Here is a 23698-nt window from a genome sequence, read left to right on the forward strand (position 1 = left end):
CGAAAATTCAGCTAAAAAAATAAAAGCCCTGACAATTACTTACCAGGGCTTTAGAATATAGTAAAATAAACTTTTATATATCAGAGAAATCGAATGTTTCCAAGAATTTAGTAGTGAATTTACCACTTTGGAAACCTTCATCATCCATTAATTTCAGATGGAAAGGAATGGTAGTTTTAATACCTTCAATTACAAATTCGCTCAATGCTCTCTTCATTCTGGTCATCACTTCTTCTCTTGATTGGCCACTTACAATAAGCTTAGCTATCATAGAGTCATAGTTAGGAGGGATGGTATAGCCTGCATACACATGACTATCTACTCTCACACCATGACCACCAGGCATATGTAGGTTAGTGATTTTTCCAGGAGAAGGTCTGAAACCGTTTCTAGGGTCTTCAGCATTAATCCTACACTCCATAGAGTAAAGATTAGGGAAGTAGTTTTTACCTGAAATTTCCACTCCGGCAGCTACTTTTATTTGTTCTTTAATAAGATCAAAGTCAGTAACCTCTTCCGTAATAGGGTGTTCTACCTGAATACGAGTGTTCATTTCCATGAAATAAAAATCTCCATTCTTATCTACCAGGAATTCTACTGTACCGGCACCTTCATATTTAATGGCCTCAGCTCCTTTAATGGCAGCCTTACCCATTTTCTCTCTAAGCTTTTGACTTACTACAGGAGAAGGTGTTTCTTCTACTAGTTTCTGGTGTCTTCTTTGTATAGAGCAATCTCTTTCTGATAAGTGACATACTCTTCCGTTTTTATCACCAACCACTTGTATTTCTATATGGCGCGGCTCTTCCACAAATTTTTCCAGATACAAACCATCGTTACCAAAGGCAGCTCCGGCTTCTTGTCTGGCATCATCCCAGGCTTTTTTAAATTCACTTGGGTTGTTTACTATACGCATACCTCTACCACCACCACCGGCAGTAGCTTTTAGTATTACGGGATACTTTATTTTTTCAGCTATCTTGAGCCCTTCCTCCATATTCTTAAGGAGGCCGTCAGATCCAGGGATGGTAGGTACTCCGGCTTTTTTCATAGTATCTTTAGCCGTAGCTTTATCTCCCATCTGGTTGATCATTTCGGGGGAAGCTCCAATAAACTTAATATTATATTCCCTGCATACAGCGCTAAATTCTGCATTCTCAGAAAGAAATCCGTAACCAGGGTGTATGGCATCGGCATTAGTAATTTCTGCCGCTGCTATGAGGTTGGGTATATTCAGGTATGATTCACTGCTGGGAGCTTTTCCTATGCAGACTGCCTCATCAGCAAACCTAACATGAAGACTATCCTTATCAGCTAAGGAATAAACAGCCACGGTTTTGATATTCATTTCGCGGCAGGTTCTGATAATCCTTAGTGCTATTTCTCCTCTATTAGCAATTAATATTTTTTTAAACACGTTCGTTGATTTTAGTGCTAAATATCTTATTAAAACGAATCCCGAAATAATTCGGGATTAAATTCTATTTAAGAAGGATCTACCAGGAACAAGACCTGATCAAATTCTACAGGTGAAGCATTTTCTACCATTACTTTTACAATAGTACCTGATACTTCAGATTCTATTTCGTTGAAAAGCTTCATGGCTTCTATAATACATACCGGCTGTCCTTGTTCAATCTTGTCGCCAACAGCTACAAATGGAGGAGAATCAGGGTTAGCTGATCTGTAGAAAGTACCTATCATTGGTGACTTCACTTCTACGTAGTTATTTGAAGGTTCCTGGGGCTTAGGTGATTCAGAAGCTTCAGTAGTAGGAGCAGTAGGAGCCTGAGTAGGTACAGAAACAGCTGGAGTCTGGCTTACCACTGGTGCACTTTCTACAAACTTAGTTTGTACTTCGGCATCGCGTTTTACAGAAAGCTTCAGCTCTTCCGTTTCAATGTTTACTTCATTGAGTCCTGATTTCGAGATGAAATCTATTAGGTCTCTTATCTCTTTAGTTTTCATTTAAGAAACAATTTTAATTTAAAACCTTATTCTTTTACTCGCTCAGAGTACGAATTAGTACGAGTATCAATTTTTATTTTGTCACCTTCATTTATAAACAAAGGAACCTGAATCTCAGCGCCTGTTTCCAGGGTGGCTGGTTTGGAAGCATTAGTTGCTGTATCTCCTTTGATGCCAGGCTCAGTGTAAGTGATGGTTAACTCTACAAAAGCGGGTAACTCTGACCCAATTATTTTCTCTTCTTCAGCGTGAAACAGCACATCTATTTCCTGGCCATCTTTTAATAAACCAGGGTTCTCCATCAAATGTTCTTCAACCACTACCTGCTCAAAGGTGGTGCTATCCATAAAATGATAGCCTAAATCATCTTTGTATATAAACTGGTGAGGTCTTCTTTCTATCCTCGCTGTAGTAATTTTATGACCTGCTGAAAAGGTGTTTTCTACCACTTTTCCGGTGGTAAGACTCTTTAATTTGGTTCTTACAAAAGCAGGACCTTTACCTGGTTTTACGTGTTGAAATTCAACGATGGTATAAAGGTCGTTGTTATACTCTAAGCATAAACCATTTTTAAAGTCGGCCGTTGTTGCCATAAATTAAATATTTTAAGTCAAATTAATGAATAAAAATTAATATCTAAACTATTTTGGATCGTAAGCCCACTTTAAATAGATAGAACCCCAGGTAAATCCACCACCAAAAGCGGCTAAAACCAGGTTATCACCTTTTTTAAGTTGAGACTCATAATCCCATAATAATAATGGAATAGTACCACCTGTAGTATTACCATATTTTTGGATGTTCATCATCACTTTGTCTTCGGTAATACCCATACGGTTGGCCGTAGCATCTATAATACGCTTGTTAGCTTGGTGAGCTACCAGCCAGTCTACCTCTTCAGATGTGAGGTTATTTCTTTCCATTATTTTGGCAGCATAGTCAGCCATGTTGGTTACTGCAAATTTAAATACAGTAGCACCATCCTGCCTTACATAGTGTTCTTCAGCATTTACTGTATCTACAGTAGTAGGGTAGCGGCTTCCGCCAGCTTTCATATTAAGAAATTCTACTCCCGCTCCATCAGTTTTATGGATTGCATCTATAACACCATTGCCTTCTTCATTAGGCTCAAGCATAACAGCACCAGCACCATCACCAAAGATGATACAAGTAGTACGGTCTTTATAATCTATGATAGAAGACATTTTGTCTCCACCTACTACAATTACTTTTTTGTAATGCCCGCTTTCTATAAACTGAGCCGCAGTAGTAAGGGCATAAATAAAGCCCGAACAAGCCGCACCAATGTCATAACTAAATGCATTGACAGCGCCTACTTCTGCAGAAATAATGTTAGCAGTGGCAGGGAACACCATGTCAGGTGTTACAGTAGCACAGATAAGAAGCTCTACGTCTTCTGGGTTTGTGCCTGTTTTTTCAAGAAGTCCTTTTACGGCAGCGGCTCCCATTACTGAGGTACCTTTACCTTCACCTTTAAGGATTCTTCTTTCTTTTATACCAGTACGGGTGGTAATCCATTCATCACTAGTATCAACCATTGTTTCAAGCTCCTGGTTCGTGAGAATGTAATCGGGTACGTAACCATGAACTCCCGTAATAGCGGCTTTAATGTTAGCCATAATTTCAAATATATTTAATCTCCTAAGTGGTCCTTAATTTTCAAATGAATGTTGGTCTCCGCCATTTTTATAGCGAGAAGGGTCATGTTTTTTATCGCTTCAGCGCTGGATACTCCATGTCCTATCACTACGTTGCCGTTAATACCTAAGATAGGGCTACCGCCTATGGCTTCATAGTTGAACCTGTCAAAATACTCATCAGTGATATCTCGTTTATGAAGCAGGTCAAAGAAAGTTTCAGCCATTTTCAAAATAACATTACCGGTAAAGCCATCACAGACTATTACATCGGCCTTGTCATTGAAAAGGTCTCGACCTTCAATATTGCCAATAAAATTAAATCTTTTGCTGAGTTTAAACAGTTGGTATGCTGCCTGGGTAAGGAGGGTTCCTTTTTGCTCTTCTTCTCCTAAGTTCATAAGACCAACTTTAGGATCATCGATTTCCAGTACATGCTTGGCGTATAGAGAACCTATTTCACCAAATTGATATAAAACATCAGGCTTGCAATCGGCATTGGCACCAACATCCATGATTACGCCAAAACCACCTGATTCTTTTGGTACAAATCCGGCTATTCCGGGTCTAATAATCCCTTCAATAGCTTTTATTGTAAACATAGCACCTACGTGCATGGCACCGGTGTTACCTGCACTACAAAAGGCATTTACTGCGCCTGATTTGAGCAATCCGTAACCGACAGGAATGCTGGCAGTAGGTTTTTGAGAGAGTGCCTTGGTAGGGTGCTCACCCATTTCTATCACCTCATCAGCATGAAAAACTTCTATGCTGGGGCTAGTAACATCGTATTCTTTCAGCTTAGCTTTTAGTAAGTCTTCTTGGCCTACTAATACGATCTTAATATCGTCCGAAATCTCTTGTGAGGCTAACTTTGCTCCTAATACAGTACAGTCAGGAGCAAAGTCGCCACCCATTGCATCTAATGCAATCTTCACAAGCAATGCGATTAAGCCAGAACTTCTTTCTCCATTACCACTTTACCTTTGTAGTAAAGTTTTCCTTCGTGCCAAAAAGCACGGTGAGGCAAATGGAATTCACCCGTAGTAGGGCATACTGCCAGGTGCTTAGCTTCGGCTTTATAATGAGTCCTTCTCTTGTCTCTTCTCGTTTTTGACGTCTTTCTTTTAGGATGAGCCATTTCTAAATTTATTTAATTACTATATTCTTATTTCAATTTTTTTAATTTCTGCCATCTAGGATCAATCTCTTCGTTTTGATCGTCGTCAGCATCAGGCAAAGTTTCTGATGTATATATTATGTCATCAGACTCTTCTTCTTCATTATACCTGGGGTGCAGCTTTTTCATAGGTACTGAGATCATAATGAACTCATATATGAACTGCGCCAGGTTTACCCGCTGTCTGTCTCTGGGGATGATCATGATTTCTTCACTGATCTCTTCTTCCTCATCGCCAAACTTTAATATTATCTCATTATCTGTATTGATGGGGTAATCAAATAAGTCAAGACTTCGATCACATTCCAACTCTACAGTTACTTCAATATGGGTATTCAGTTTAATGAAAGTCTCTGTTTTTTCCATCAGAACTTTCACCTCGCCGTTTCCTTTTTCTATTAAGCTTTCAGGAAAAGCGTCGAAGAACTTGTTACCAATTTGAAACTGGTAATTATGATCGCCACTTTTAAGCTTAAAAACATCTATATTGAAATTATCTAGCTCGCTTCTAGCCATTCTCACCAATTTAAGGATGCAAATGTAGAAGATATTTCTGATTAGAAAAAGAACTAAAAAGTTTTTCTAACGGAGAGTGAGGGTTAAGGTTGCAATTGGTTAGGTAAATCGTTCAAAAATAATAGGTCTTATTTCTTCTTTTGAATAATTATTAATCTCATCTTTTAAAAATTGAACGACATCTTTTTTAAAGTCTAATTTAATGGCTATGTCTATGCAGAAGATGATTTCGCTGTCAAATATCTTCTCATCTATAACCATAAGCTCTATACAGCTATAGAGATATTCAAATCTTTGATTAGCAGAAAGGGCTCCAAAGGTGCCTATGGGCTCTGGGTTGAGTATGAGTTCTTCCACACTTTCTTCAGGAAAATTTTTAAGCTTGGCTATTTTATATATTAATTCTCTTTCTTCAGAATCGAAGTTTCTGTCAGCCTCTGCCAGTTGTATTAATATATTTAGTTGTTTCCTGGTTACTATGTCCATTCTGTAATAGGGATGTGAATAATTTAGGTTGGGTTTAAAATTAATCTTTTTATATGAATTAACATAAGTCGTTCATGAATAGTTATAAACATGCTAATACTTCAATTATTGGCTGAGCCGGTTTCGGAGTATTCTTTATCTTTATTATGGTTAACATAAATATCTTTAGCCATATAGATGGCTTGTAGCATAGAAGACTCGCTGGCGGTGTTTTTTCCGGCTATGTCATAGGCAGTGCCATGATCTGGAGAGGTTCTGATAATAGGTAAACCAGCAGTGAAATTAACGCCATTTTCAAAAGCTAATGTTTTGAAAGGAATTAATCCCTGATCATGATACATGGCTAATACCGCATCGAACTTGGTATAATCATTTTTACCAAAAAAGCCATCAGCCGGGTAGGGGCCAAATACTAACTTGCCTTCATTTTTAAACTGGTTGATTACTGGCTTAATCACCTCATCATCTTCTTTACCTAAAAGGCCATTTTCACCAGCATGAGGGTTAAGACCCAGAAGCGCTATTTTTGGTTTTTGAATACCAAAATCATTTCTAAGAGAAGCTTCCATTATGCTGAGCTTCTCGGTGATAAGTTCTTTTGTAAGTTTTTTACTTACCTCTTTTATTGGTAAGTGGCCGGTAACAACTCCTACTTTAAGGTTATCAGTAGCCATAAACATAAGACTTTCCTTAGCTCCGAATTTTTCAGTAAGGTATTCTGTGTGGCCGGCAAACTTAAATTTATCGTTCTGTATGTTGTTTTTATTTATCGGAGCAGTAACTATGGCGTCTATAAAACCTTGTTTTAAATGTTGGGTAGCCTTCTCTAAAGCCAGAAAAGAGGATTTGCCTCCACCTTCGGTCACTTCACCAGTGTTGATTTCAATCATTTCATTCCAACAGTTGACTACATTAACCTTGCGGTTTTGAAATTTGCCATCATCTTTTACCTGGGTGAAGTTGAAATCTTCATACTTTAAAGTTTTTCTATAATATGAAAGCACTTTAGATGATCCGTAAATAACCGGGGTCAGATAATTGAGTAAGCGGTTATCTCTGAGGGATTTAATGATTACTTCCGGGCCTATGCCATTGATGTCACCTATGGTAATTCCTATTCTTGGTTTATCCTGATGTTTTGAATGATTGCTCATTATTTTTTATATATCTTTAGCCGCCACCTGGGTACAGAAGGCAGAATTCTGTTTATTAAAGGTGTACGCAATTTAAATTTTTTTCTTTTCATTGAAAAAACATGGTTAAACCTAAAAAACATCTTGGTCAGCATTTTCTTAAGGATACGGACATTGCGCATGATATAGTGAAGGCTGTAAAGAAGCAGCAAAAAGGAATGAAAATATTAGAAATTGGGCCAGGAACAGGTGTTTTGACTCAGTTTTTAGTTAAAGAATACCCAGATGACTTAGTGCTTATAGATCTGGATAAGGAGTCTATTAATTATTTGGAAAAGCATTATAGCGAGATCAAAGAAAATATCATCTATGGTGATTTTCTTAGGCTTGATCTTAGTGAACGACTGGGAGAAAAGTATGTTATAATAGGAAACTTTCCTTATAACATTTCTTCGCAAATATTCTTTAAGGTATTAGAAGACAAAGAAAAAGTGGTAGAAGTAGTGGGTATGCTGCAAAAGGAAGTAGCTGAGCGATTGGCTTCACCTCCGGGAAATAAAAATTACGGTATACTGAGTGTATTGCTTCAGGCTTTTTATGATATAGAATATTTATTTACAGTGGGTAGAGAGGTTTTTGATCCGCCTCCAAAAGTGCAGTCTGGTGTAATAAGGCTGGTCAGAAATGAGCGACAAACACTGGATTGTGATGAGGATCTTTTTAAAAGAGTAGTAAAACAAGGCTTTCAAAACCGCAGGAAAACCTTGCGGAACGCCTTAAAACCTCTAAATTTGACCGATGAAGTAAAGCAGCTTCCTGTACTGAATAAACGCGCTGAAGAACTTTCTGTTAAAGAGTTTGAGGAATTGACTAATACCGTGGCTAGTGGAAGAATTAATGAAGTTTGAGTTAACTAATGAGTTTCGAGAGCGCTTTGCACAGGCTGTGGAAGAGCGTGATGAGGCTTTTATAATTGCTTCTTTAGAAGGGGAGATGCCTGCTGACATCTCCACTCTGTTACATGAGTTTGAAACAGAAGATTCTAAATATGTTATTGACTTACTCCCTTCTGAGGTAAGAGCAGATATTATCAATGATCTTGATGAAGATATCAGGAGCCGCTTTCTTAAGGCTTTTGAACCCACAGAAATTACCGAAATAGTTAATCACCTTGACTCTGATGATGCAGTTGATATTTTAAATGAGCTGCCCATTAAAGAGCGTGAAGAGGTAATTGCCTTTATAGATAATCAGGAGAAAGAAGCTAATATTCTTGATCTGCTTAGGTATGATGAGGATGTGGCCGGTGGGCTAATGGCTAAAGAGCTTATTAAGGCTAATGTAAACTGGAGCGTGGTGCAATGTATTGAAGAAATTCGTCGCCAGGCTGAAAATGTGCAAAAGCTCTATTCAGTATACGTAGTAGATGATAATGATAAGTTATTAGGTCGGGTTTCTCTAAAGAAAATTATTCTGGCAGAGGATAATATGCATATCGCGGATATTTATGATCCTGGTGTTACTTCTGTAGAAACTTATATGTCAGAAGAAGAGGTGGCTCAAGTGATGCGGAAGTATGATTTAGATGCCGTGCCAGTAGTAAATATGCAAGGCAAGTTGTTAGGTAGAATCACCATAGATGATGTGGTGGATGTAATTACCGAGCTGGCAGATGAAGAAAGGCAGATGATGTCTGGTATTTCTGAAGACGTAGAAGAGGCTGATAGCATCTGGATGCTGACCCGAGCACGTTTACCATGGCTTATAGTAGGGGTTATGGGAGGTTTCATTAGTGCTCGCCTTATAGGTGTGTTTGAAGAGGAGCTGACCCGGATTACGGCCATTGCTTTTTTTATACCACTAATTCAGGCTACTGGAGGTAATGTGGGTATTCAGTCATCATCCATAGTGCTTCAAAGTTTGGCTAACCCCTCAGCATTCAATGACAGTATGCAAAAGAGGCTTTTTAAAGTGTTTATAATTGCCGCTTTAAACGGAGCCGTGCTTTCTACATTAGTATATGGAGGTAATCTTCTTACCGGCGGAGCAGTTAGCCTGGCTCTGGTAGTATCTATCGCTTTATTTTGTGTGGTGCTTATAGCTTCATTAATAGGAACTATTACACCACTTATTTTACACAAATTTGGCTTTAATCCCGCACTGGCATCAGGTCCATTTATTACTACGACCAATGACCTCATGGGGCTAGCCATTTATTTTTATACTGTACATCTTTTATTATGAATTGTCTAATTGTAGATTATATGCATGATAGTCTTCAGCAGTCATTGCTGGATATTGGCGTGCAACCAGATTATCAGCCCACCATCAAGAGAGAGAGGATTTTAGAAATCATTTCTGAATATGAAGGCCTTATTATAAGGAGCAAAACCCGAGTAGATGAGGAGATTGTAAGCAAAGCTTCTAAGCTAGTGTTTATTGGTAGAGCGGGTGCAGGTATTGATAACCTGGATGAGGAGGCGATAGAAAAACGAAATATTACAATATTTAATGCACCAGAAGGTAATAGAAATGCGCTGGGCGAGCATACGCTTGGTTTATTGCTTTCTGTAATGAATAATATAGCCCGATCAGATAAAGAAGTGAGAGATCACATCTGGGATAGAGAGGGAAATCGTGGTTATGAGATTGAAGGTAAAACGGTAGCCCTGCTTGGTTATGGTCATATGGGAGGTTCATTTGCGAAAAAAGTGAAAGGAATGGATACCCGGGTAATTGCTTATGACAAGTATAAGGAAGGTTACTCTGATGGAATAGTGGAAGAGGTGTCTATGGAAGAGGTGTATAATGAAGCCGATGTATTTAGTATACATGTGCCTTTAACTGCCGAAACTAAAGCATTGGTAGATTATGATTACTTAAGTAAGTTTAAGAAACAAATATACTTATTGAATACCTCGAGGGGAGAGGTGGTGCCTTTGGATGGTGTGTGTAAACACCTTGAAGAGGGAAAAATTATAGGAGCTGGGTTAGATGTGCTTGAGAATGAAAAACTTAAAACTCTAAACGAAAAGCAGAAGAAATCATTTGAATATTTAACTAATTCGAATAAAACAGTACTTACTCCTCATATTGCAGGTTGGTCATTTGAGTCATATGAGAGGATTAATGAAGTATTAGTTGATAAAATAAATGGCTTTTTAAGTGAAAGAAAATAAGAGATATTACATGTTGTAATTCAAATTATTATTGAATATCATTTATTTTTTGCTCGCTTTTTTGCTAATATAGTCTTGTTCGCATAGTTGATAGTTAGTTTTAATTTTTTGGTATAAAGCGCCCGATGTTGCTTAAAAATCGTAATAAAAAGTTTATAGAATATGTAAATTCAATTGTTGAGAAACCACTTCTCACCTCAGCACTGGTGTTAGTGGTTTTGACAATAATTGTCTTAGGGTTGAGTATGTCGTACTATTTGTCTGAGTTTCATGACTTTTTCGGACAGGTACTGGCGGAAGCACACGGCATGCTCTTCGATATTGCAGTCATAGGTATGCTTATTTTCTGGCTTAATAAAAATGGAGAGATCCGTCAGCGAATAAGGACTTATAGAGATGAGATAGATGACTTCCGTTTATGGGAATCGGAAGAGGCTGCTTTTAGAACTGTGGGTAACATAAAAAGGCTTAATAGACATAATATACACGAAATTAACCTAGTTAACTGCCATTTGGCTCGCACTAACCTTAACTATGTAAACCTCTCAGGATCTAACCTTAACTCAGCTGATATTTCAAATGCATTCTTAATAGAGACTAACTTGGAAAACACCAGGCTGAACCAAACTAACCTGGAGAATTCGAACCTTAATCAGGCCTCTTTAAAGGGAGCATATGCCAGTGGTGCTAATTTTAAGGATGCTTATTTAATAAAAGCTCAACTGGAAAATGCCTTCCTTATAAAAACTAATTTTAAAAATGCGTTTTTGATGGAAGCTAATCTAAGAAATTGCTATCTTACAGGGGCTAATTTCGAAAATGCGAGTCTTTATAAGGCTGATCTAAGAGGCGCCAAAGGGCTTACCATAGAGCAGCTCACTCAGGCCAAAACGTTGTACCTCGCACAGTTTGATGATGAAATTTTGAGTCAAATAAGAACGAATATGCCAGAATTGGTAGGCAAGTAGTTTTATACTCATATTTTGAACATCAACAAGGAAATACTAACTTTGTAGTACAAACAATACGACAATAATTAAATCAAACGGTTTCACACCAGAGGCCGTTATTTGTTTTTTATAGAGATTATAAAATTGAAAAAATATGGGACAGGTTGCATACTATACTAAAGAAGGTTTAGATAAGTTAAAAACCGAACTTAATGACCTAAAGACAAAAGGTAGGTCTGATATAGCCAAACAAATTGCTGAAGCAAGAGATAAAGGAGACTTAAGTGAGAATGCGGAATATGATGCAGCTAAGGATGCTCAAGGGCACTTAGAGGCTAAAATAGCTCAGTTAGAAGAGGTGGTTGGAAATGCCAGAGTAATTGATGAAAGTAGTATTGATACTTCTAAAGTTTCTATTCTTTCGAAAGTGAAAATAAAGAATAAGAAAAACGGAGCTGTATTTACTTATTCATTGGTTTCTGAAGAGGAAGCAGATCTAAAAGCTAGTAAAATATCTGTGCAATCTCCCATAGGAAAAGGTTTGCTGGGTAAGAAAGAGGGTGATACCGCTCAGATACAAACTCCTGGCGGTGAAATCGAATTTGAAATCGTAGAAATCGGAATCTAATGGCTTCTATATTCACTAAAATAATAAATAGAGAGATCCCTGGTCATATTGTGGCTGAGGATGATAACTTCATTTCTTTTTTAGATATCAGTCCCTTAGTGCAGGGACACTGTCTGGTAGTGCCTAAGAAGGAAGTAGATTACATCTTTGATCTTGATGACGAAACACTCTCTGGCCTTAATATCTTTGCTAAAAGAGTGGCTAAGGCGGTAGAAAAGGTGGTTCCTTGCTTAAGAATAGGAGTAGCAGTTATAGGAGTAGAAGTGCCTCACACGCATATTCACCTGGTGCCGTTAAATGCAGTAGGCGATATTAATTTTGCTAAACCAAAGCTGAGCCCTTCACAAGAGGAATTGACTCAGATGGCTGAAAAAATTAAAGCGGCTTTCGAATAATTAGATAAAATCAATATCTACGTTATATGGATATCTCATAAGCATTTGAAGTGCTTTATCTACAGTGAGATCTCCAAAAAGAACATCATACAGAGCCTCCGTAATGGGGGCTCTTTTGTTTGCAGATTCTACCATTTTTTTAGCTATTCTAACGGTATTTACCCCTTCTGCTACCTCTTCCATAGTAGCTATGATTTGATCCAGAGATTCTCCTTGTGCAAGTCGGTAGCCCACAGTGTAGTTTCTACTTAAAGTACTATTGCAGGTCGCTACCAAATCACCAATTCCGGCTACGCCAAGAAAAGCATGTACATCACCTCCCATTATTTTGCCTAAATGGATCATTTCTACCATTCCCCGGCTAATAAGCAGACCCTTGGCATTTTCGCCTAGTCCCAAGCCACTAAGAGCACCAGAAGCAATGGCTATTATGTTTTTAAGAACACCAGCCAGTTCTATGCCTATCAAGTCATTGTTTCCATAAACTTGAAAGCGGTCATTTCTCAGTAATCTCTCACCTTCTTTTATCACCTCTCCATAATGGCTCGCTACCACTGTGGCCGCCGGCTGTGCTTTGGCCATTTCTTTAGCCAGGTTGGGGCCTGCAAGACAACCCACCCTAATCACCACGCTTTCGTCCATGATTACTTCGCTCATGGTTTTTATATTTTCTCTGTTAAGTTCTTTTACAGAGTCTATGGTTTCTCCTTTAGGCAGGGAAATATCAAGGCCTTTGGTACCATGAATAAGAATGTGGTACGGATGCAAGTAGGGTGAGAGCTGCTGCATCATAGTACGAAAAGCCGAAGATGGAACAATAGGGAAGATAACATCACAAACACTGGCCAGGTAGCTTAGATCTCCTGTAGCAGTAATGTTAGTGTGAAGCTTTTGCCCTCGGTTCTCCTTTTGTTCGGCAATTTTTTTAATGGTCTCACTGTCTCTGGCGTATAAAAGTACTTCGCTTTTTTCTGCAAGAATGTTAGCTATGGCAGAACCAAAGCTGCCAGCTCCAATTACACCTACAGGTTTTTTAGATATATTCTTCGAGGCCATAGCCATCAGTTCGGTTGTGATAATAATATAAAGTTGCCATATCCTGAGTGATAATATCGCCTTTTTTGTTAAACATAAGAGGCCTTTTGGTATGATACATACCCACATTGCTGATGCCTAACTTTATAACTTCATCTATGTCATTTTTTAAATGGGGAGCAATATTAACCATTTTCTTTTTCTTGAGCTTATAGACTTCATCTCTTAATCGCCCAAAACACTCCTTAAACTCATTATAATCTATGATAAGATCCTCTTCAGGTAAGCGGAGCACATCATAGAGGTCCAGCTTTTTGTATTTCTTTTTCCACATCTCAAATGCAACGAAGGCTACCAAATGACTGGCAAATACCCTGTTGTTACGGTGGAATTCCTGAACAATGATTTTGCTTAAACGACGTGTGTATTCATCTTCACGCTGCTTGTCAATATTCACCTCTCCTTGGTATGTGAAATAATCGCGAGTGTCAATAAATCGGCCATGCTGATCTATACTTCTGCCTTGGTTATCTACATAATTTCCTAAAAGATCCATGCCTTTTCCGATGGACACAGAGATGTCTGACCCTTTGGTAAAGAACTTAAGCATAAACTTAAGCATCTTGTAAGAAGTGGAATATTCATCGTTTTCTACGTAATATTTCTCGCCACCGAGTCGCTTTAAGTGCTCATGAATAAGGGCTGGAGCCTCAAGTACGAAGTTATAATTGATAGTAACCGGCACTATAAATATCTTTCTGCCGCTATTATCAGGGTGTTTCATGAAAGAATTCCGTTGAGCCTCCATGGCTGTGCTCAGTAGCCCCAGCTTGAGGTGGTTCTCTATCTGTCCTGATCTGGAGCGCGTGCCTCCTGGGAAGAAAAGGCTATGTGCCCCTTCTTGTAAAGCCAGGTTAGAATACATCTTCAATGTTTCCAGATAGATAAAATTCTTCTTTCTTCTATCTACTTTATAAGCGCCAAGGCTATTCATAAAGTATGCAAATATTTTTATGTTGAAGAGGTTTAATCCAGCTCCATAAATGAATGCAGGTAAACCAAGTACATGAATAACCCAACCTATCAGTACAGAGTCAAGATTACTGAAGTGAGTGGGAACCATAACCACTGTGCCTATTTTGGCTAGCTTCCTTAATTGCTTGGCTTTGCCAGTGATCTGTATTTTATCCCTAAGCGTATATTGATTTCTAAAAAAAGCACCGAACCTTTTAACACGAGTAGCATTAAGCAAGCGAGCGAAACCGAATTTTATGATCTCACGAGCTAGTTTATATCTGCTTTTTTTGAAGTTTCCGGCTATTTCTTGAGCATATCGCCTAATGATTCTTCTTAAAATTTCCTCTTCCTCTGCTCTGGATTCTGACTTACCAGCCAGATCTAGTAGGTCGTTTTTTACTTTTTCCCAAAATTTATATTCATCAGGAGGATCTACTCTCCATGGGTTTTGCTTTATTCTAAGTTTTTCGCGGTGAAGGGTTGTCTCTAGTTCTTCACGCAGTTCTTGCGTGCCAGGGTTTTCTTCCGTAACTCTTTTTAGAGTTTCTTCTACCGTACGCTCTATAAACTCTTTTCTTCTTTTATTTAATTGAACTACAGGCCAGTGCTTTGTGCCTGGAAGAATGGGTTTGTAGGATTTATTTTTAGACTTGCCTTTAGGCTTCATTAGAAAGATTTTGTGAACCTCAAATATACAGGAAACTACAAAATAGAGGCTATACCTCTTTTATATATTCCAAAGGAATCTTGTGATGAATAACAGGTATGAGCTCTTCATTGTTAGCTGCATTGCGAAATGATACCTGAGCCCTGCCACTAGGAAAGGAAAGTACTACTTCATCATGCCTCATGTTTACTTGTTTCATTTGATAGTTAAAATACAACCTTATTGGTTTATCTGGTATAAATTCCCCGATTTTTTGTGCTTGTTGCCATAGCTGTTTTGGATATATAAAATAGTAGAAATCAAGCGCTTCTTTATTTCTTTGATATACTCTCACGTAAGAAGAGAAGCTTTTCAGGTGTACTGTAGACGAGGGGATAAAGAAGTCATAGTTTTTTATGGCAGTATGTACCGTAAATACATTGGTTCCCTGTATTCCATAATAAATAAGAATAACGCCAATAAAAGCTAATGAAAACAATAACCAGATATTGAAATAATGATGAAAAAGAGCATGTAGGCTTAAGGGAGTTAAAATGCCCCCAATCACCAGAGGTAATAATATTAATCGGTGCCCAAAAGAGGTGTCCTGCACGCTTTCTAGAGGGAACGGACTTAATATGCCTTTTTCTTTAACAAAGAGGTGTTTTTTTGAGAGGAAGCAAGCATTTTTGAGATCATTTGTCTTTCGTAGATAACAAAAAGCAATTACAGGCTCATCACCAATGTGCATAATTTACAGTACTTTGCTGATAGCTTTAGAAAAGACCTGAAACATATTTCTGAAGTTTTTTAATACGTCTTGTACAAACTCTTCACTTACTATTTCCTTAAGATCATCTTCTCCTGTAATGTCAAGTTCATTGATCTTAAAAGACTGTTCCATACTGCCTTGCTCTATTTTTATGATGTACTTTCCATTCCAATGAAATAAAGTAATCTTACAATCTTTATGGGGAATTTCTCCTACTACTCTCATCTGTTTCTTCTTTTTCTTACTACAAGTATAGTTAATAATGGCTTATTAGACCGATACGATTTATTTTTAAAATAAGCTATACCCAAATTAAATTCTAAAATTTCTGTAACTTATTCCTTAAATTTAATGTTCAATATAACCAGAATCATTTCATTGTTTTTGTGAGTAGCTACATTAAGAATATAATAAGATTTACGGCTTTTTCATTCCTGTCATTATTTGTGGCATTTGCTAACGAAGTGCAGGCTACCCACCTGAGGGCCGGAGAAATAATTGTTAGAAGAATTTCCTGTGATGCTAATAGATACGAGATCACTATAATAGTGTATACTGATACCGGCTCAGATGTTAGATTTGGAGAAGGATTATTGGACTTTGGTGATGGTAGCGATCCTATTCAGCTTCCGCAAATAGATAATACTTCAAGGGGTGATTTAGGGCAAGAGGTAGGAACTGCCAGCTTTACCACGGTTCACTCATATTCTTCAGCAGGAAGATATAAAATAGGTTACGTTGAGGCAAATAGAAATGAAGGGGTACTTAATATTAACAACTCTGTTAATACCACCTTTTATGTAGAGACAGAGATTTTTATTGATCCTTTTGTGGGATGTAATAATTCTCCGGTCTTACTTATCCCACCAATTGATAGGGCTTGTCCTGGTGTTGCATTTTACCATAACCCTGGTGCTTATGATCCTGATGGTGATAGCCTTTCTTATGAATTAGTTACCCCTAAAATGAATTTAGGTACTGATGTTAATGGTTATGAGCATCCAAATGATCAGCAGTTTTATAATAGTTATGCTGATGCTAACGAAAATATGGATGGACCACCGGATTTCGAAATAGATCCGATAACTGGTGATTTAACCTGGGATTCTCCTGGAGCCATTGGGGAATATAATATTGCCTTTGTGGTCAGAGAATGGAGATTTCTAGCCGGCGAGTGGGTGCCTATGGGCTTTGTAACCCGAGATATGCAAATTATAGTAGAAGATTGTGAGAATGAAAGACCGGAGCTTATCATTCCAGAAGATATATGTGTGGAAGCTGGTGAGTCAGTAGAAGAGGCTATAATTGGCACTGATCCTGATGGTGATCAGGTAAAAATAGAGGCAGCTTCTGTTGTTTTTGACAGAGGAGCTACTTTAGAGCCAGATTCCGTTTTTAGAAATTCTCCCCTAACTGCGGATTTTACATGGCAAACCTCTTGTGAAGATATCAATCTTAATCCTTATCAAGTAACTTTTAAAGTATCAGATAATCCTCCTGAAGGCCCTTCATTGGTGAGTTTTGCTACTTGGAATATTACGGTGGTCGGTCCAGCACCTGAACTGGTCGCCGCTAATCAGGAGAACCAAAGTATAGTTTTAGATTGGGATGAATACACCTGTCAGAATGCTGATCAGATACAGATTTGGCGAAGGGTAGATAGTAATCCATACGAACCGGATGACTGTGAAACAGGTATAAGAGAAGAGGCAGGGTATCAGCTGTTAACAGAGGTTGATCCTATGTCAGTTACATACAGAGATAATGATCTTTCTCCAGGAGCTAAGTATTGTTATAGATTAGTGGCTACTTTCCCAAGTCCTTATGGGGGGGAGAGTATTGTTTCCAATGAAATTTGCTCAGAACCTACGTTAGCCACCGAGCCAGTTATTACCAGAGTAAGTGTAGACGTAACTGACGAAGTAGCAGGTGAAATTACAGTTGAATGGAGAGAGCCATTTGATTTAGGATCCCTGACTGCGCCTCTTAATTATAGAATATATAGGTCTGAAGGTCAAACAGGTAGTGCCAATCGAATAATGGTAGAAGATAATATAGTGGTGACTAGTACAGATCCTGTGTTAACAACCTACGTAGATACTGGTCTTAATACCACAGATCTTTCTTATAATTATGAAGTAGTACTCATGGATGGGGCGGATGAGATCCCCTCAGAAGGTACAGCTACTAAGGCTTCAAGTGTAAGGCTTACACCCGTACCTGAGCTAAAAAGGATAAGGCTGGAATGGGAAGCTGTGGTACCATGGTCTAATACCATTGTGGATCCACCGGAAGATAGTAGGCACCTAATTTTTAGAGGAGAAGAAGGAGCTACCGAAGATGAGTTAGTGCTGATTGATGAAGTAGATGTGACTCAGTATGGATACGTGTATGTTGATTCTGGCCAATTTGATAATACGGAGCTTAGAGATGATATAATGTACTGCTATCGTATTATGACAAAAGGTACTTATGGTAATCCTGATATTTATTCACCTTTGTTAAATTACTCGCAGATTGTATGTGCACAGCCAAGTGATACAGTACCTCCTTGCCAGCCCGTAGTTACTATTTCACAACCTGATTGTGAAAGTAATTCTTGTGGTTTTACTGAATTTGAGAATGAATTATCTTGGGAAGTTGGCTTTGAAGGAGAGTGTGAAAGTAATGATGTGTCTTACTATGAAGTGTATTATGCAGAGAGCACTGAATCCGAATTTGAATTATTAACAACTGTAGAAACTACCTCTTTTACTCATAGAAATCTTGATTCTTATAAAGGTTGTTATAGGGTTAGGGCAGTAGATCGATCTGGTAATATCAGTGAATTTAGTGAGTCATTTTGTATTGATAACTGTCCTCATTATGAGTTACCTAATTTACTTACCCCAAATAATGATAACTGTAATGATGTGTTTAGTGCTTACGGGCAAGAAGGTAGCATGCAAGATGAAAATGGCAATGTGATATCACAATGTGGTGAAGTATTGGATCCTACTAAATGCGCCAGATTCGTTAAGTCAGTAGATTTTACTGTATTTAACAGATGGGGTAAAGAAGTATATCGCTATGAAGGAAATGCTGGCTCTGAAAATGGTATTTATATCAACTGGGATGGTAGAGATGAGTCTGGAGCAAACTTATCTTCAGGAGTATATTATTACCTGGCTGATGTGACTTTTGATGTAGTAGACCCATCTAATGCTAAACAACAGATGAAAGGATGGATACACATAATGAGATAATAGAGCCAAATAAGGAGGATATAGTATTCTTTGACGGAGTATGCAATCTGTGCAACGGTTTTGTTAACTACATTATAGATAGAGATACAGAAAAGCAGTATGTATTCGCCTCTTTACAATCTGATCAGTCTCAAAAATTACTTAAAAACTATGATTTCGATCCATCAAGGTTGAGTTCTGTGGCTTTATTAAAAAGTGATGGAGAATTATTAGTGAAGAGTGATGCAGCTCTGAAAATACTTACCAGCTTGGGAGGTAAGCTAAAGCTGTTGTCTGTTTTTTATGTCTTCCCTTCTTTTTTGAGAGACTTTTTTTATGACATTATAGCCCGCTATCGCTATAAATGGTTTGGCAGAAAAGACCAGTGTAGAATACCTACTCCAGAGTTAAAGCAACGTTTTTTAGATGCTTATTAAAAATCTTCTATTTTTGCCTTCTAATTATTGACTTGTAAGGTCGAAAATCTATTTTAAACACAACCATTAATTATAATATGAAGGCATTTGTATTCCCAGGACAGGGAGCTCAGTTTACAGGAATGGGTAAAGAGTTGTATGAAAACAATGAGCAGGCCAAAGGCATGTTTGAAACTGCTAATGATATTCTTGGGTTTAAAATCACTGATATAATGTTTGAAGGATCAGCAGATGATTTGAAGCAAACCAATGTGACACAACCTGCTGTTTTTATTCATTCTGTAGTATTAGCTTCTCAGGCAGAAAATTTCTCTCCTGATATGGTGGCTGGTCACTCGCTGGGAGAATTCTCTGCGTTGGTAGCCAATAAAACACTTACTTTCGAAGATGGACTCAAGCTGGTTTCTCAGCGTGCTCAGGCTATGCAAAAAGCATGTAAGAAAAACCCTTCTACTATGGCCGCTGTGCTTGGCTTAGAAGATGCGGCTGTAGAAGAAGTATGTGCTGCTATAGACGGTGTAGTAGTAGCAGCTAATTATAACTGCCCAGGTCAGCTTGTAATTTCTGGTTCTAACGAGGCAGTAGCAGAGGCTTGTGTTAAGCTTAAAGAGGCTGGCGCAAAAAGAGCATTGCCTTTAGCTGTAGGAGGTGCTTTCCACTCACCATTGATGGAGTCTGCGCAAGTGGAGCTGGAGGCTGCTATAAAAGAGACTACCTTCTCAACTCCTATTTGTCCTGTATATCAGAACGTGAATGCTCAGCCAGCATCTGATATTGAAGTGATAAAAACAAATTTAATAGCACAGCTTACGGCTCCTGTAAAATGGACTCAGTCTGTACAGCAAATGGTAACTGATGGGGCTACGGAATTCGTAGAATGCGGTCCTGGAAAAGTATTACAAGGGCTAGTGAAAAAAATAGCTTCTGGTGTAGAGGTTAGCGGTGTTAGCTAATCAATTCTTTTTACATCTAAAGAATCACTACATTTAATAAGTAGCTCCTGATTACTGACCTTTAAAACAGGGTGAATGTAGTTGGGAGCTATTTCTACTAAAGGCTCTAGAGTAAATTTGCGGTCTGGTATTCCCGGATGAGGAACGCTTAAGTTTTCATCATTAATTACCGCGTCATGATAATAAAGAATATCAATATCAATGACTCTGCTGCCCCATTTCTCCAATCGTACTCTACCAAGATCAGTTTCTATTTTCTGAATCTGGCTCAAAATATCAGCCGCAGATAGTGTAGATTTAACCTCTACTACCTGATTGTAAAATGAAGGTTGATCTTCCTTGCCCCACGCGGCAGTTTCGTATAGCGCAGACGCTTTGATAATGGTGCCTATTTCATGTGATATCAGCTTTCTAGCCTGCTCTAACATGTTTTTCTTATCACCTAAATTTGAACCTAAGAGTAAATATATTCCTTCCATCATAAATCTGCTCAAAAATAGAAATCTGCCACTATTTATGTATTGTTTAGTTCCTATTTTTGTTAGATTATAAGGTAGAATGACCGTTCCTCTAAGGATGGAGTGGCTCCTCTAACGAATAGTTTATATTTGATATTGAGCCAGTGGCGGGAGCTGCTACTACTAAACTTTTAAATAATAGATATTAATGAAATTCTTAAGAAACTTTCTAGCCTCATTTTTAGCGCTGGTGATCTTCAGTGTACTGGGTACATTGGTTTTTGTAGGCGTTATTTCGGTTATGTCAGCAGAAGAGACGGTTAAGGTCTCATCAAAAAGTATTCTACATCTTAAGTTGAATAAGCCTATTTCAGAGGTGGAGTTTGAAAACCCTTTTGGGGAAGTGGGATTTGTGGCCAGTTCGGCTAGCTCAATGGGGCTGGTACAGCTGAAAGAGGTAATAGCTGATGCTAAAACCAATGAGAATATAGAAGGTATATTTTTAGAAACGCCCATGTTAAATGCGGGTACTGCCACTATAGAAGAAATTAGGTTAGCTCTGGAAGACTTCAAAACTTCAGGCAAATTTGTGGTGGCATATAACGAATACTATACAGAAGGTGCTTATTACCTTTCTTCAGTGGCTGATAAAATATATATGCACCCTGAGGGAGATTTAGAATTTAATGGGTTATCTGCCAATGTTACTTTCTTGAAGGGCTTATTTGATAAGTTGAAAGTGGAACCTCAAATTTTTAGAGTAGGGCAATTTAAAAGTGCTGTTGAACCTCTCATGCGAACTGATATGAGTGAGGAGAACAGGCTTCAGCTTACTTCTATGTTAAATAGTGTAAACAATCATTTAATAGCTAATGTAGCAAATAGCAGAGGCTTGTCAGAAGCTGATGTAAAACAGATGTCAGATGAAATGCTCGCCAGGCAACCTGAAGATGCCGTGAAATATGGGCTTTTGGATAGCCTCACTTATTATGATGGGGTAATTTCCTTTTTGAAGAAAAAAATAGGCATTGATGCTGATAAGGACCTTTCGCTAGTGAAATATGAGAAGTATAAAAAGAGTTTTAGTAATTATAAAAGCTCTGATAATGAAGTGGCAGTAATCGTTGCTTCTGGTGAAATTGTGTCAGGAGAAGGAGATATCAATAATATTGGCTCAAACGCATTTGTTAAAGAAATAAGAAAGGCTCGCGAGGATGATGAGATAAAAGCGGTGGTGCTAAGAATAAATTCTCCGGGAGGTAGCTTCGTTGCTTCTGATATCATGTGGAGAGAGATTAAATTGACCAGTGAGATGAAGCCTGTTATTGCTTCTATGTCTGATGTAGCGGCTTCAGGAGGTTATTATATGAGTATGGCTTGCGATACTATTGTAGCTCAGCCTAACACCATAACTGGTTCCATCGGTATTTTTGGAGTGATCTTTAATTTTAAGGATTTTCTAAATGAAAAATTAGGAATTACTAATGAAGAGGTTAACACCGGAAAATATTCTGGAATGATGACTGTAACCAGACCATTAACCGAAGAGGAAAGTTCGATAGTACAAGAAGATATCAATAAGGGATATGAAACTTTTGTCACCAAGGCTGCTCAAGGAAGAGGTATGAGTGTTGAGGCTATTAAAGCGGTGGCCTCCGGCCGTGTGTGGACTGGAGAGCAAGCGAAAACCAATGGCTTGGTCGATGTTCTAGGTGATTTTGATGATGCCATAGAAATAGCGGCTAATGCTGCAGGGGTTCAGGATGATTACAAAATTAGATATTACCCTAAACAAAGATCTATTTTTGAGGAGTTCTTTAAGGAGCTTGAAGGAGATACTAAATCGGAGGCTATAAAGGCTGAACTGGGAGAGTTATATCCTTATTTTGAAATGCTCAAAAAAACTGAGAACTTGAAAGGGGTTCAGGCCAGATTACCATATGAATTGAATCTAAATTAGTATTCTGATCAAAATTATTAGATAAAGCTAAAGGCCTTTTAATTCTTATGTGCTTACTTTGAGTCTTTAAACTACTACCAAATGACTGAAATACGTAACGATTGGACTAGAGAAGAAATTAGTGAAATATATCATTCACCACTGTTAGACTTGATTTATCGTGGAGCTACGGTTCATAGAGAGTATCATGATACGGGTGAAGTTCAGGTGTGTACATTGCTTTCTGTGAAGACAGGGGGCTGTCCTGAAGATTGTGCCTATTGTCCTCAGGCTGCGCGTTATCAAACTGATGTGAAAGTGCATAAGTTGTTGCCTACAGAAGAGGTGTTGCAGAAGGCAAAAGAGGCTAAGGATGCTGGTAGTACCAGATTTTGTATGGGTGCTGCCTGGAGAGAGGTGAGAGATAATAAAGACTTCGACCGCGTACTTGATATGGTGAAAGGGGTTAATGCTATGGATATGGAGGTTTGCTGTACTTTGGGTATGCTTACTGAAGATCAGGCTATGAAGCTTAAAGATGCAGGTCTTTATGCCTATAACCATAACCTGGATACTAGTGAAGAGCATTATGAAGAAATAATCTCAACTCGTAGTTATGATGAGAGATTAGAAACCATAGATAACGTTAGAAAAGCCAAAATATCAGTTTGCTCTGGCGGAATTATAGGAATGGGAGAGGGAGATAAAGATAGAATAGGTATGTTACTTACCTTGGCTACTCTGGAGGAACACCCTGAATCTGTTCCTGTAAATGCTTTGGTGCCTGTTGAAGGTACACCTTTGGCTGAGCAAGCTAGAGTATCTGTTTGGGAGATGATCAGAATGATAGCAACTGCCAGGATTATTATGCCTAAGGCTATGGTGAGATTATCTGCAGGTAGAGTGAAGATGAATATGGAAGAGCAGGCTTTATGCTTTATGGCAGGAGCTAACTCTATCTTCGCAGGAGATAAATTATTAACTACACCTAATAATGATGTAGTAGTGGACGAAGAGATGTTTCAGGTTTTAAACTTAAAGCCTAGAAAAGCCCATAAAGGCGAAGCTACCGTGAAGTTTGAGAAAATACCAGGTTAAGTTTATTGACCACCAAAATATTAAAC

25 protein-coding genes are annotated in these 23698 nt (G+C 38.3%); 11 read left to right on the forward strand and 14 right to left on the reverse strand.

Annotated elements, in window-relative coordinates; translation table 11 throughout:
• Positions 1-73 precede the first annotated feature (73 nt).
• The 9 genes from accC to pdxA all read right to left on the reverse strand — a co-directional run bounded on the left by accC (position 74) and on the right by pdxA (position 6962).
• Complete coding sequence (accC, locus tag LVD15_RS13405; RefSeq protein ID WP_233780829.1) at positions 74-1417, reverse strand: acetyl-CoA carboxylase biotin carboxylase subunit; 1344 nt, start codon at positions 1415-1417, stop codon at positions 74-76.
• Between the two features lie 68 nt (positions 1418-1485).
• Positions 1486-1968, reverse strand: coding sequence for an acetyl-CoA carboxylase biotin carboxyl carrier protein (accB, locus tag LVD15_RS13410; RefSeq protein ID WP_233780830.1), 483 nt, complete (start codon positions 1966-1968; stop codon positions 1486-1488).
• Positions 1969-1994: 26 nt separating this feature from the next.
• Entirely contained in the window at positions 1995-2561 is a 567-nt protein-coding gene (gene efp / locus LVD15_RS13415; RefSeq protein ID WP_233780831.1) for an elongation factor P, read from the reverse strand.
• Between the two features lie 48 nt (positions 2562-2609).
• A complete protein-coding gene (locus LVD15_RS13420) occupies positions 2610-3608 on the reverse strand; it encodes a beta-ketoacyl-ACP synthase III (protein ID WP_233780832.1) in 999 nt (332 codons plus the stop codon).
• Positions 3609-3622: 14 nt separating this feature from the next.
• On the reverse strand, positions 3623-4564 hold the full coding sequence (gene plsX, locus LVD15_RS13425) for a phosphate acyltransferase PlsX (protein WP_233780833.1): 942 nt from the start codon (positions 4562-4564) through the stop codon (positions 3623-3625).
• An 11-nt stretch (positions 4565-4575) separates the two neighbouring features.
• The gene (rpmF, locus tag LVD15_RS13430) at positions 4576-4767 is read right to left on the reverse strand and encodes a 50S ribosomal protein L32 (protein ID WP_202244210.1); all 192 of its coding nucleotides are present in this window, start codon (positions 4765-4767) and stop codon (positions 4576-4578) included.
• A gap of 27 nt (positions 4768-4794) precedes the next feature.
• Positions 4795-5322 (reverse strand): YceD family protein, encoded by a 528-nt coding sequence (locus tag LVD15_RS13435; RefSeq protein ID WP_233780834.1) that lies wholly within the window; start codon positions 5320-5322, stop codon positions 4795-4797.
• A 99-nt stretch (positions 5323-5421) separates the two neighbouring features.
• The gene (locus LVD15_RS13440) at positions 5422-5808 is read right to left on the reverse strand and encodes a TerB family tellurite resistance protein (protein ID WP_233780835.1); all 387 of its coding nucleotides are present in this window, start codon (positions 5806-5808) and stop codon (positions 5422-5424) included.
• Between the two features lie 101 nt (positions 5809-5909).
• Positions 5910-6962 carry a 4-hydroxythreonine-4-phosphate dehydrogenase PdxA gene (pdxA, locus tag LVD15_RS13445; RefSeq protein WP_233780836.1) on the reverse strand — a complete coding sequence of 351 codons (1053 nt, stop codon included), beginning with the start codon at positions 6960-6962 and terminating at the stop codon, positions 5910-5912.
• A 101-nt stretch (positions 6963-7063) separates the two neighbouring features.
• Between pdxA and rsmA the strand changes: the two genes are divergently transcribed.
• The 6 genes from rsmA to LVD15_RS13475 all read left to right on the forward strand — a co-directional run bounded on the left by rsmA (position 7064) and on the right by LVD15_RS13475 (position 12093).
• Positions 7064-7849 carry a 16S rRNA (adenine(1518)-N(6)/adenine(1519)-N(6))-dimethyltransferase RsmA gene (gene rsmA / locus LVD15_RS13450; protein ID WP_233780837.1) on the forward strand — a complete coding sequence of 262 codons (786 nt, stop codon included), beginning with the start codon at positions 7064-7066 and terminating at the stop codon, positions 7847-7849.
• Positions 7839-9185, forward strand: coding sequence for a magnesium transporter (mgtE, locus tag LVD15_RS13455; protein WP_233780838.1), 1347 nt, complete (start codon positions 7839-7841; stop codon positions 9183-9185). The genes rsmA and mgtE overlap by 11 nt, the downstream gene beginning before the upstream one ends.
• Positions 9182-10120: an NAD(P)-dependent oxidoreductase gene (locus LVD15_RS13460; protein WP_233780839.1), complete on the forward strand. Its 939-nt coding sequence runs from the start codon at positions 9182-9184 to the stop codon at positions 10118-10120. Before mgtE ends, LVD15_RS13460 begins: the two co-directional genes overlap by 4 nt.
• A 245-nt stretch (positions 10121-10365) precedes the next feature.
• Positions 10366-11088, forward strand: coding sequence for a pentapeptide repeat-containing protein (locus tag LVD15_RS13465; RefSeq protein WP_233780840.1), 723 nt, complete (start codon positions 10366-10368; stop codon positions 11086-11088).
• 136 nt (positions 11089-11224) lie between these two features.
• Entirely contained in the window at positions 11225-11698 is a 474-nt protein-coding gene (gene greA / locus LVD15_RS13470; protein ID WP_233780841.1) for a transcription elongation factor GreA, read from the forward strand.
• Positions 11698-12093, forward strand: coding sequence for an HIT family protein (locus LVD15_RS13475; protein WP_233780842.1), 396 nt, complete (start codon positions 11698-11700; stop codon positions 12091-12093). Before greA ends, LVD15_RS13475 begins: the two co-directional genes overlap by 1 nt.
• On the opposite strand, the gene LVD15_RS13480 is transcribed toward LVD15_RS13475, so the two are convergent.
• From LVD15_RS13480 to LVD15_RS13495, 4 genes are read right to left on the reverse strand one after another with little or no spacing between them, the layout of a single operon-like run.
• Positions 12094-13149, reverse strand: a complete 1056-nt coding sequence (locus LVD15_RS13480; protein WP_233780843.1) for an NAD(P)H-dependent glycerol-3-phosphate dehydrogenase — start codon at positions 13147-13149, stop codon at positions 12094-12096.
• Positions 13127-14812, reverse strand: coding sequence for a 1-acyl-sn-glycerol-3-phosphate acyltransferase (locus tag LVD15_RS13485; RefSeq protein WP_233780844.1), 1686 nt, complete (start codon positions 14810-14812; stop codon positions 13127-13129). Before LVD15_RS13485 ends, LVD15_RS13480 begins: the two co-directional genes overlap by 23 nt.
• A 49-nt stretch (positions 14813-14861) precedes the next feature.
• Positions 14862-15542, reverse strand: a complete 681-nt coding sequence (locus LVD15_RS13490; RefSeq protein ID WP_233780845.1) for a hypothetical protein — start codon at positions 15540-15542, stop codon at positions 14862-14864.
• Positions 15543-15545: 3 nt separating this feature from the next.
• Positions 15546-15788 (reverse strand): hypothetical protein, encoded by a 243-nt coding sequence (locus LVD15_RS13495; RefSeq protein ID WP_233780846.1) that lies wholly within the window; start codon positions 15786-15788, stop codon positions 15546-15548.
• Between the two features lie 161 nt (positions 15789-15949).
• On the opposite strand from LVD15_RS13495, the gene LVD15_RS13500 reads away from it, so the two are divergent.
• From LVD15_RS13500 to fabD, 3 genes are all read left to right on the forward strand, one after another.
• Positions 15950-18808 carry a T9SS type B sorting domain-containing protein gene (locus LVD15_RS13500; RefSeq protein WP_233780847.1) on the forward strand — a complete coding sequence of 953 codons (2859 nt, stop codon included), beginning with the start codon at positions 15950-15952 and terminating at the stop codon, positions 18806-18808.
• The gene (locus LVD15_RS13505; RefSeq protein WP_233780848.1) at positions 18787-19224 is read left to right on the forward strand and encodes a thiol-disulfide oxidoreductase DCC family protein; all 438 of its coding nucleotides are present in this window, start codon (positions 18787-18789) and stop codon (positions 19222-19224) included. The genes LVD15_RS13500 and LVD15_RS13505 overlap by 22 nt, the downstream gene beginning before the upstream one ends.
• Before the next feature lie 77 nt (positions 19225-19301).
• Positions 19302-20177 carry an ACP S-malonyltransferase gene (gene fabD, locus LVD15_RS13510; protein ID WP_233780849.1) on the forward strand — a complete coding sequence of 292 codons (876 nt, stop codon included), beginning with the start codon at positions 19302-19304 and terminating at the stop codon, positions 20175-20177.
• Here the strand turns inward: fabD and folK are convergent.
• On the reverse strand, positions 20174-20659 hold the full coding sequence (folK, locus tag LVD15_RS13515; protein ID WP_306416958.1) for a 2-amino-4-hydroxy-6-hydroxymethyldihydropteridine diphosphokinase: 486 nt from the start codon (positions 20657-20659) through the stop codon (positions 20174-20176). The two genes, fabD and folK, sit on opposite strands and share 4 nt — an antisense overlap.
• 184 nt (positions 20660-20843) lie before the next feature.
• Between folK and sppA the strand changes: the two genes are divergently transcribed.
• A complete protein-coding gene (gene sppA, locus LVD15_RS13520; RefSeq protein ID WP_233780850.1) occupies positions 20844-22595 on the forward strand; it encodes a signal peptide peptidase SppA in 1752 nt (583 codons plus the stop codon).
• An 81-nt stretch (positions 22596-22676) separates the two neighbouring features.
• On the forward strand, positions 22677-23672 hold the full coding sequence (bioB, locus tag LVD15_RS13525; RefSeq protein WP_233780851.1) for a biotin synthase BioB: 996 nt from the start codon (positions 22677-22679) through the stop codon (positions 23670-23672).
• Positions 23673-23698: the final 26 nt, after the last annotated feature.

The organism is Fulvivirga maritima (assembly GCF_021389955.1).
Classification (GTDB): Bacteria; Bacteroidota; Bacteroidia; order Cytophagales; family Cyclobacteriaceae; genus Fulvivirga; species Fulvivirga maritima.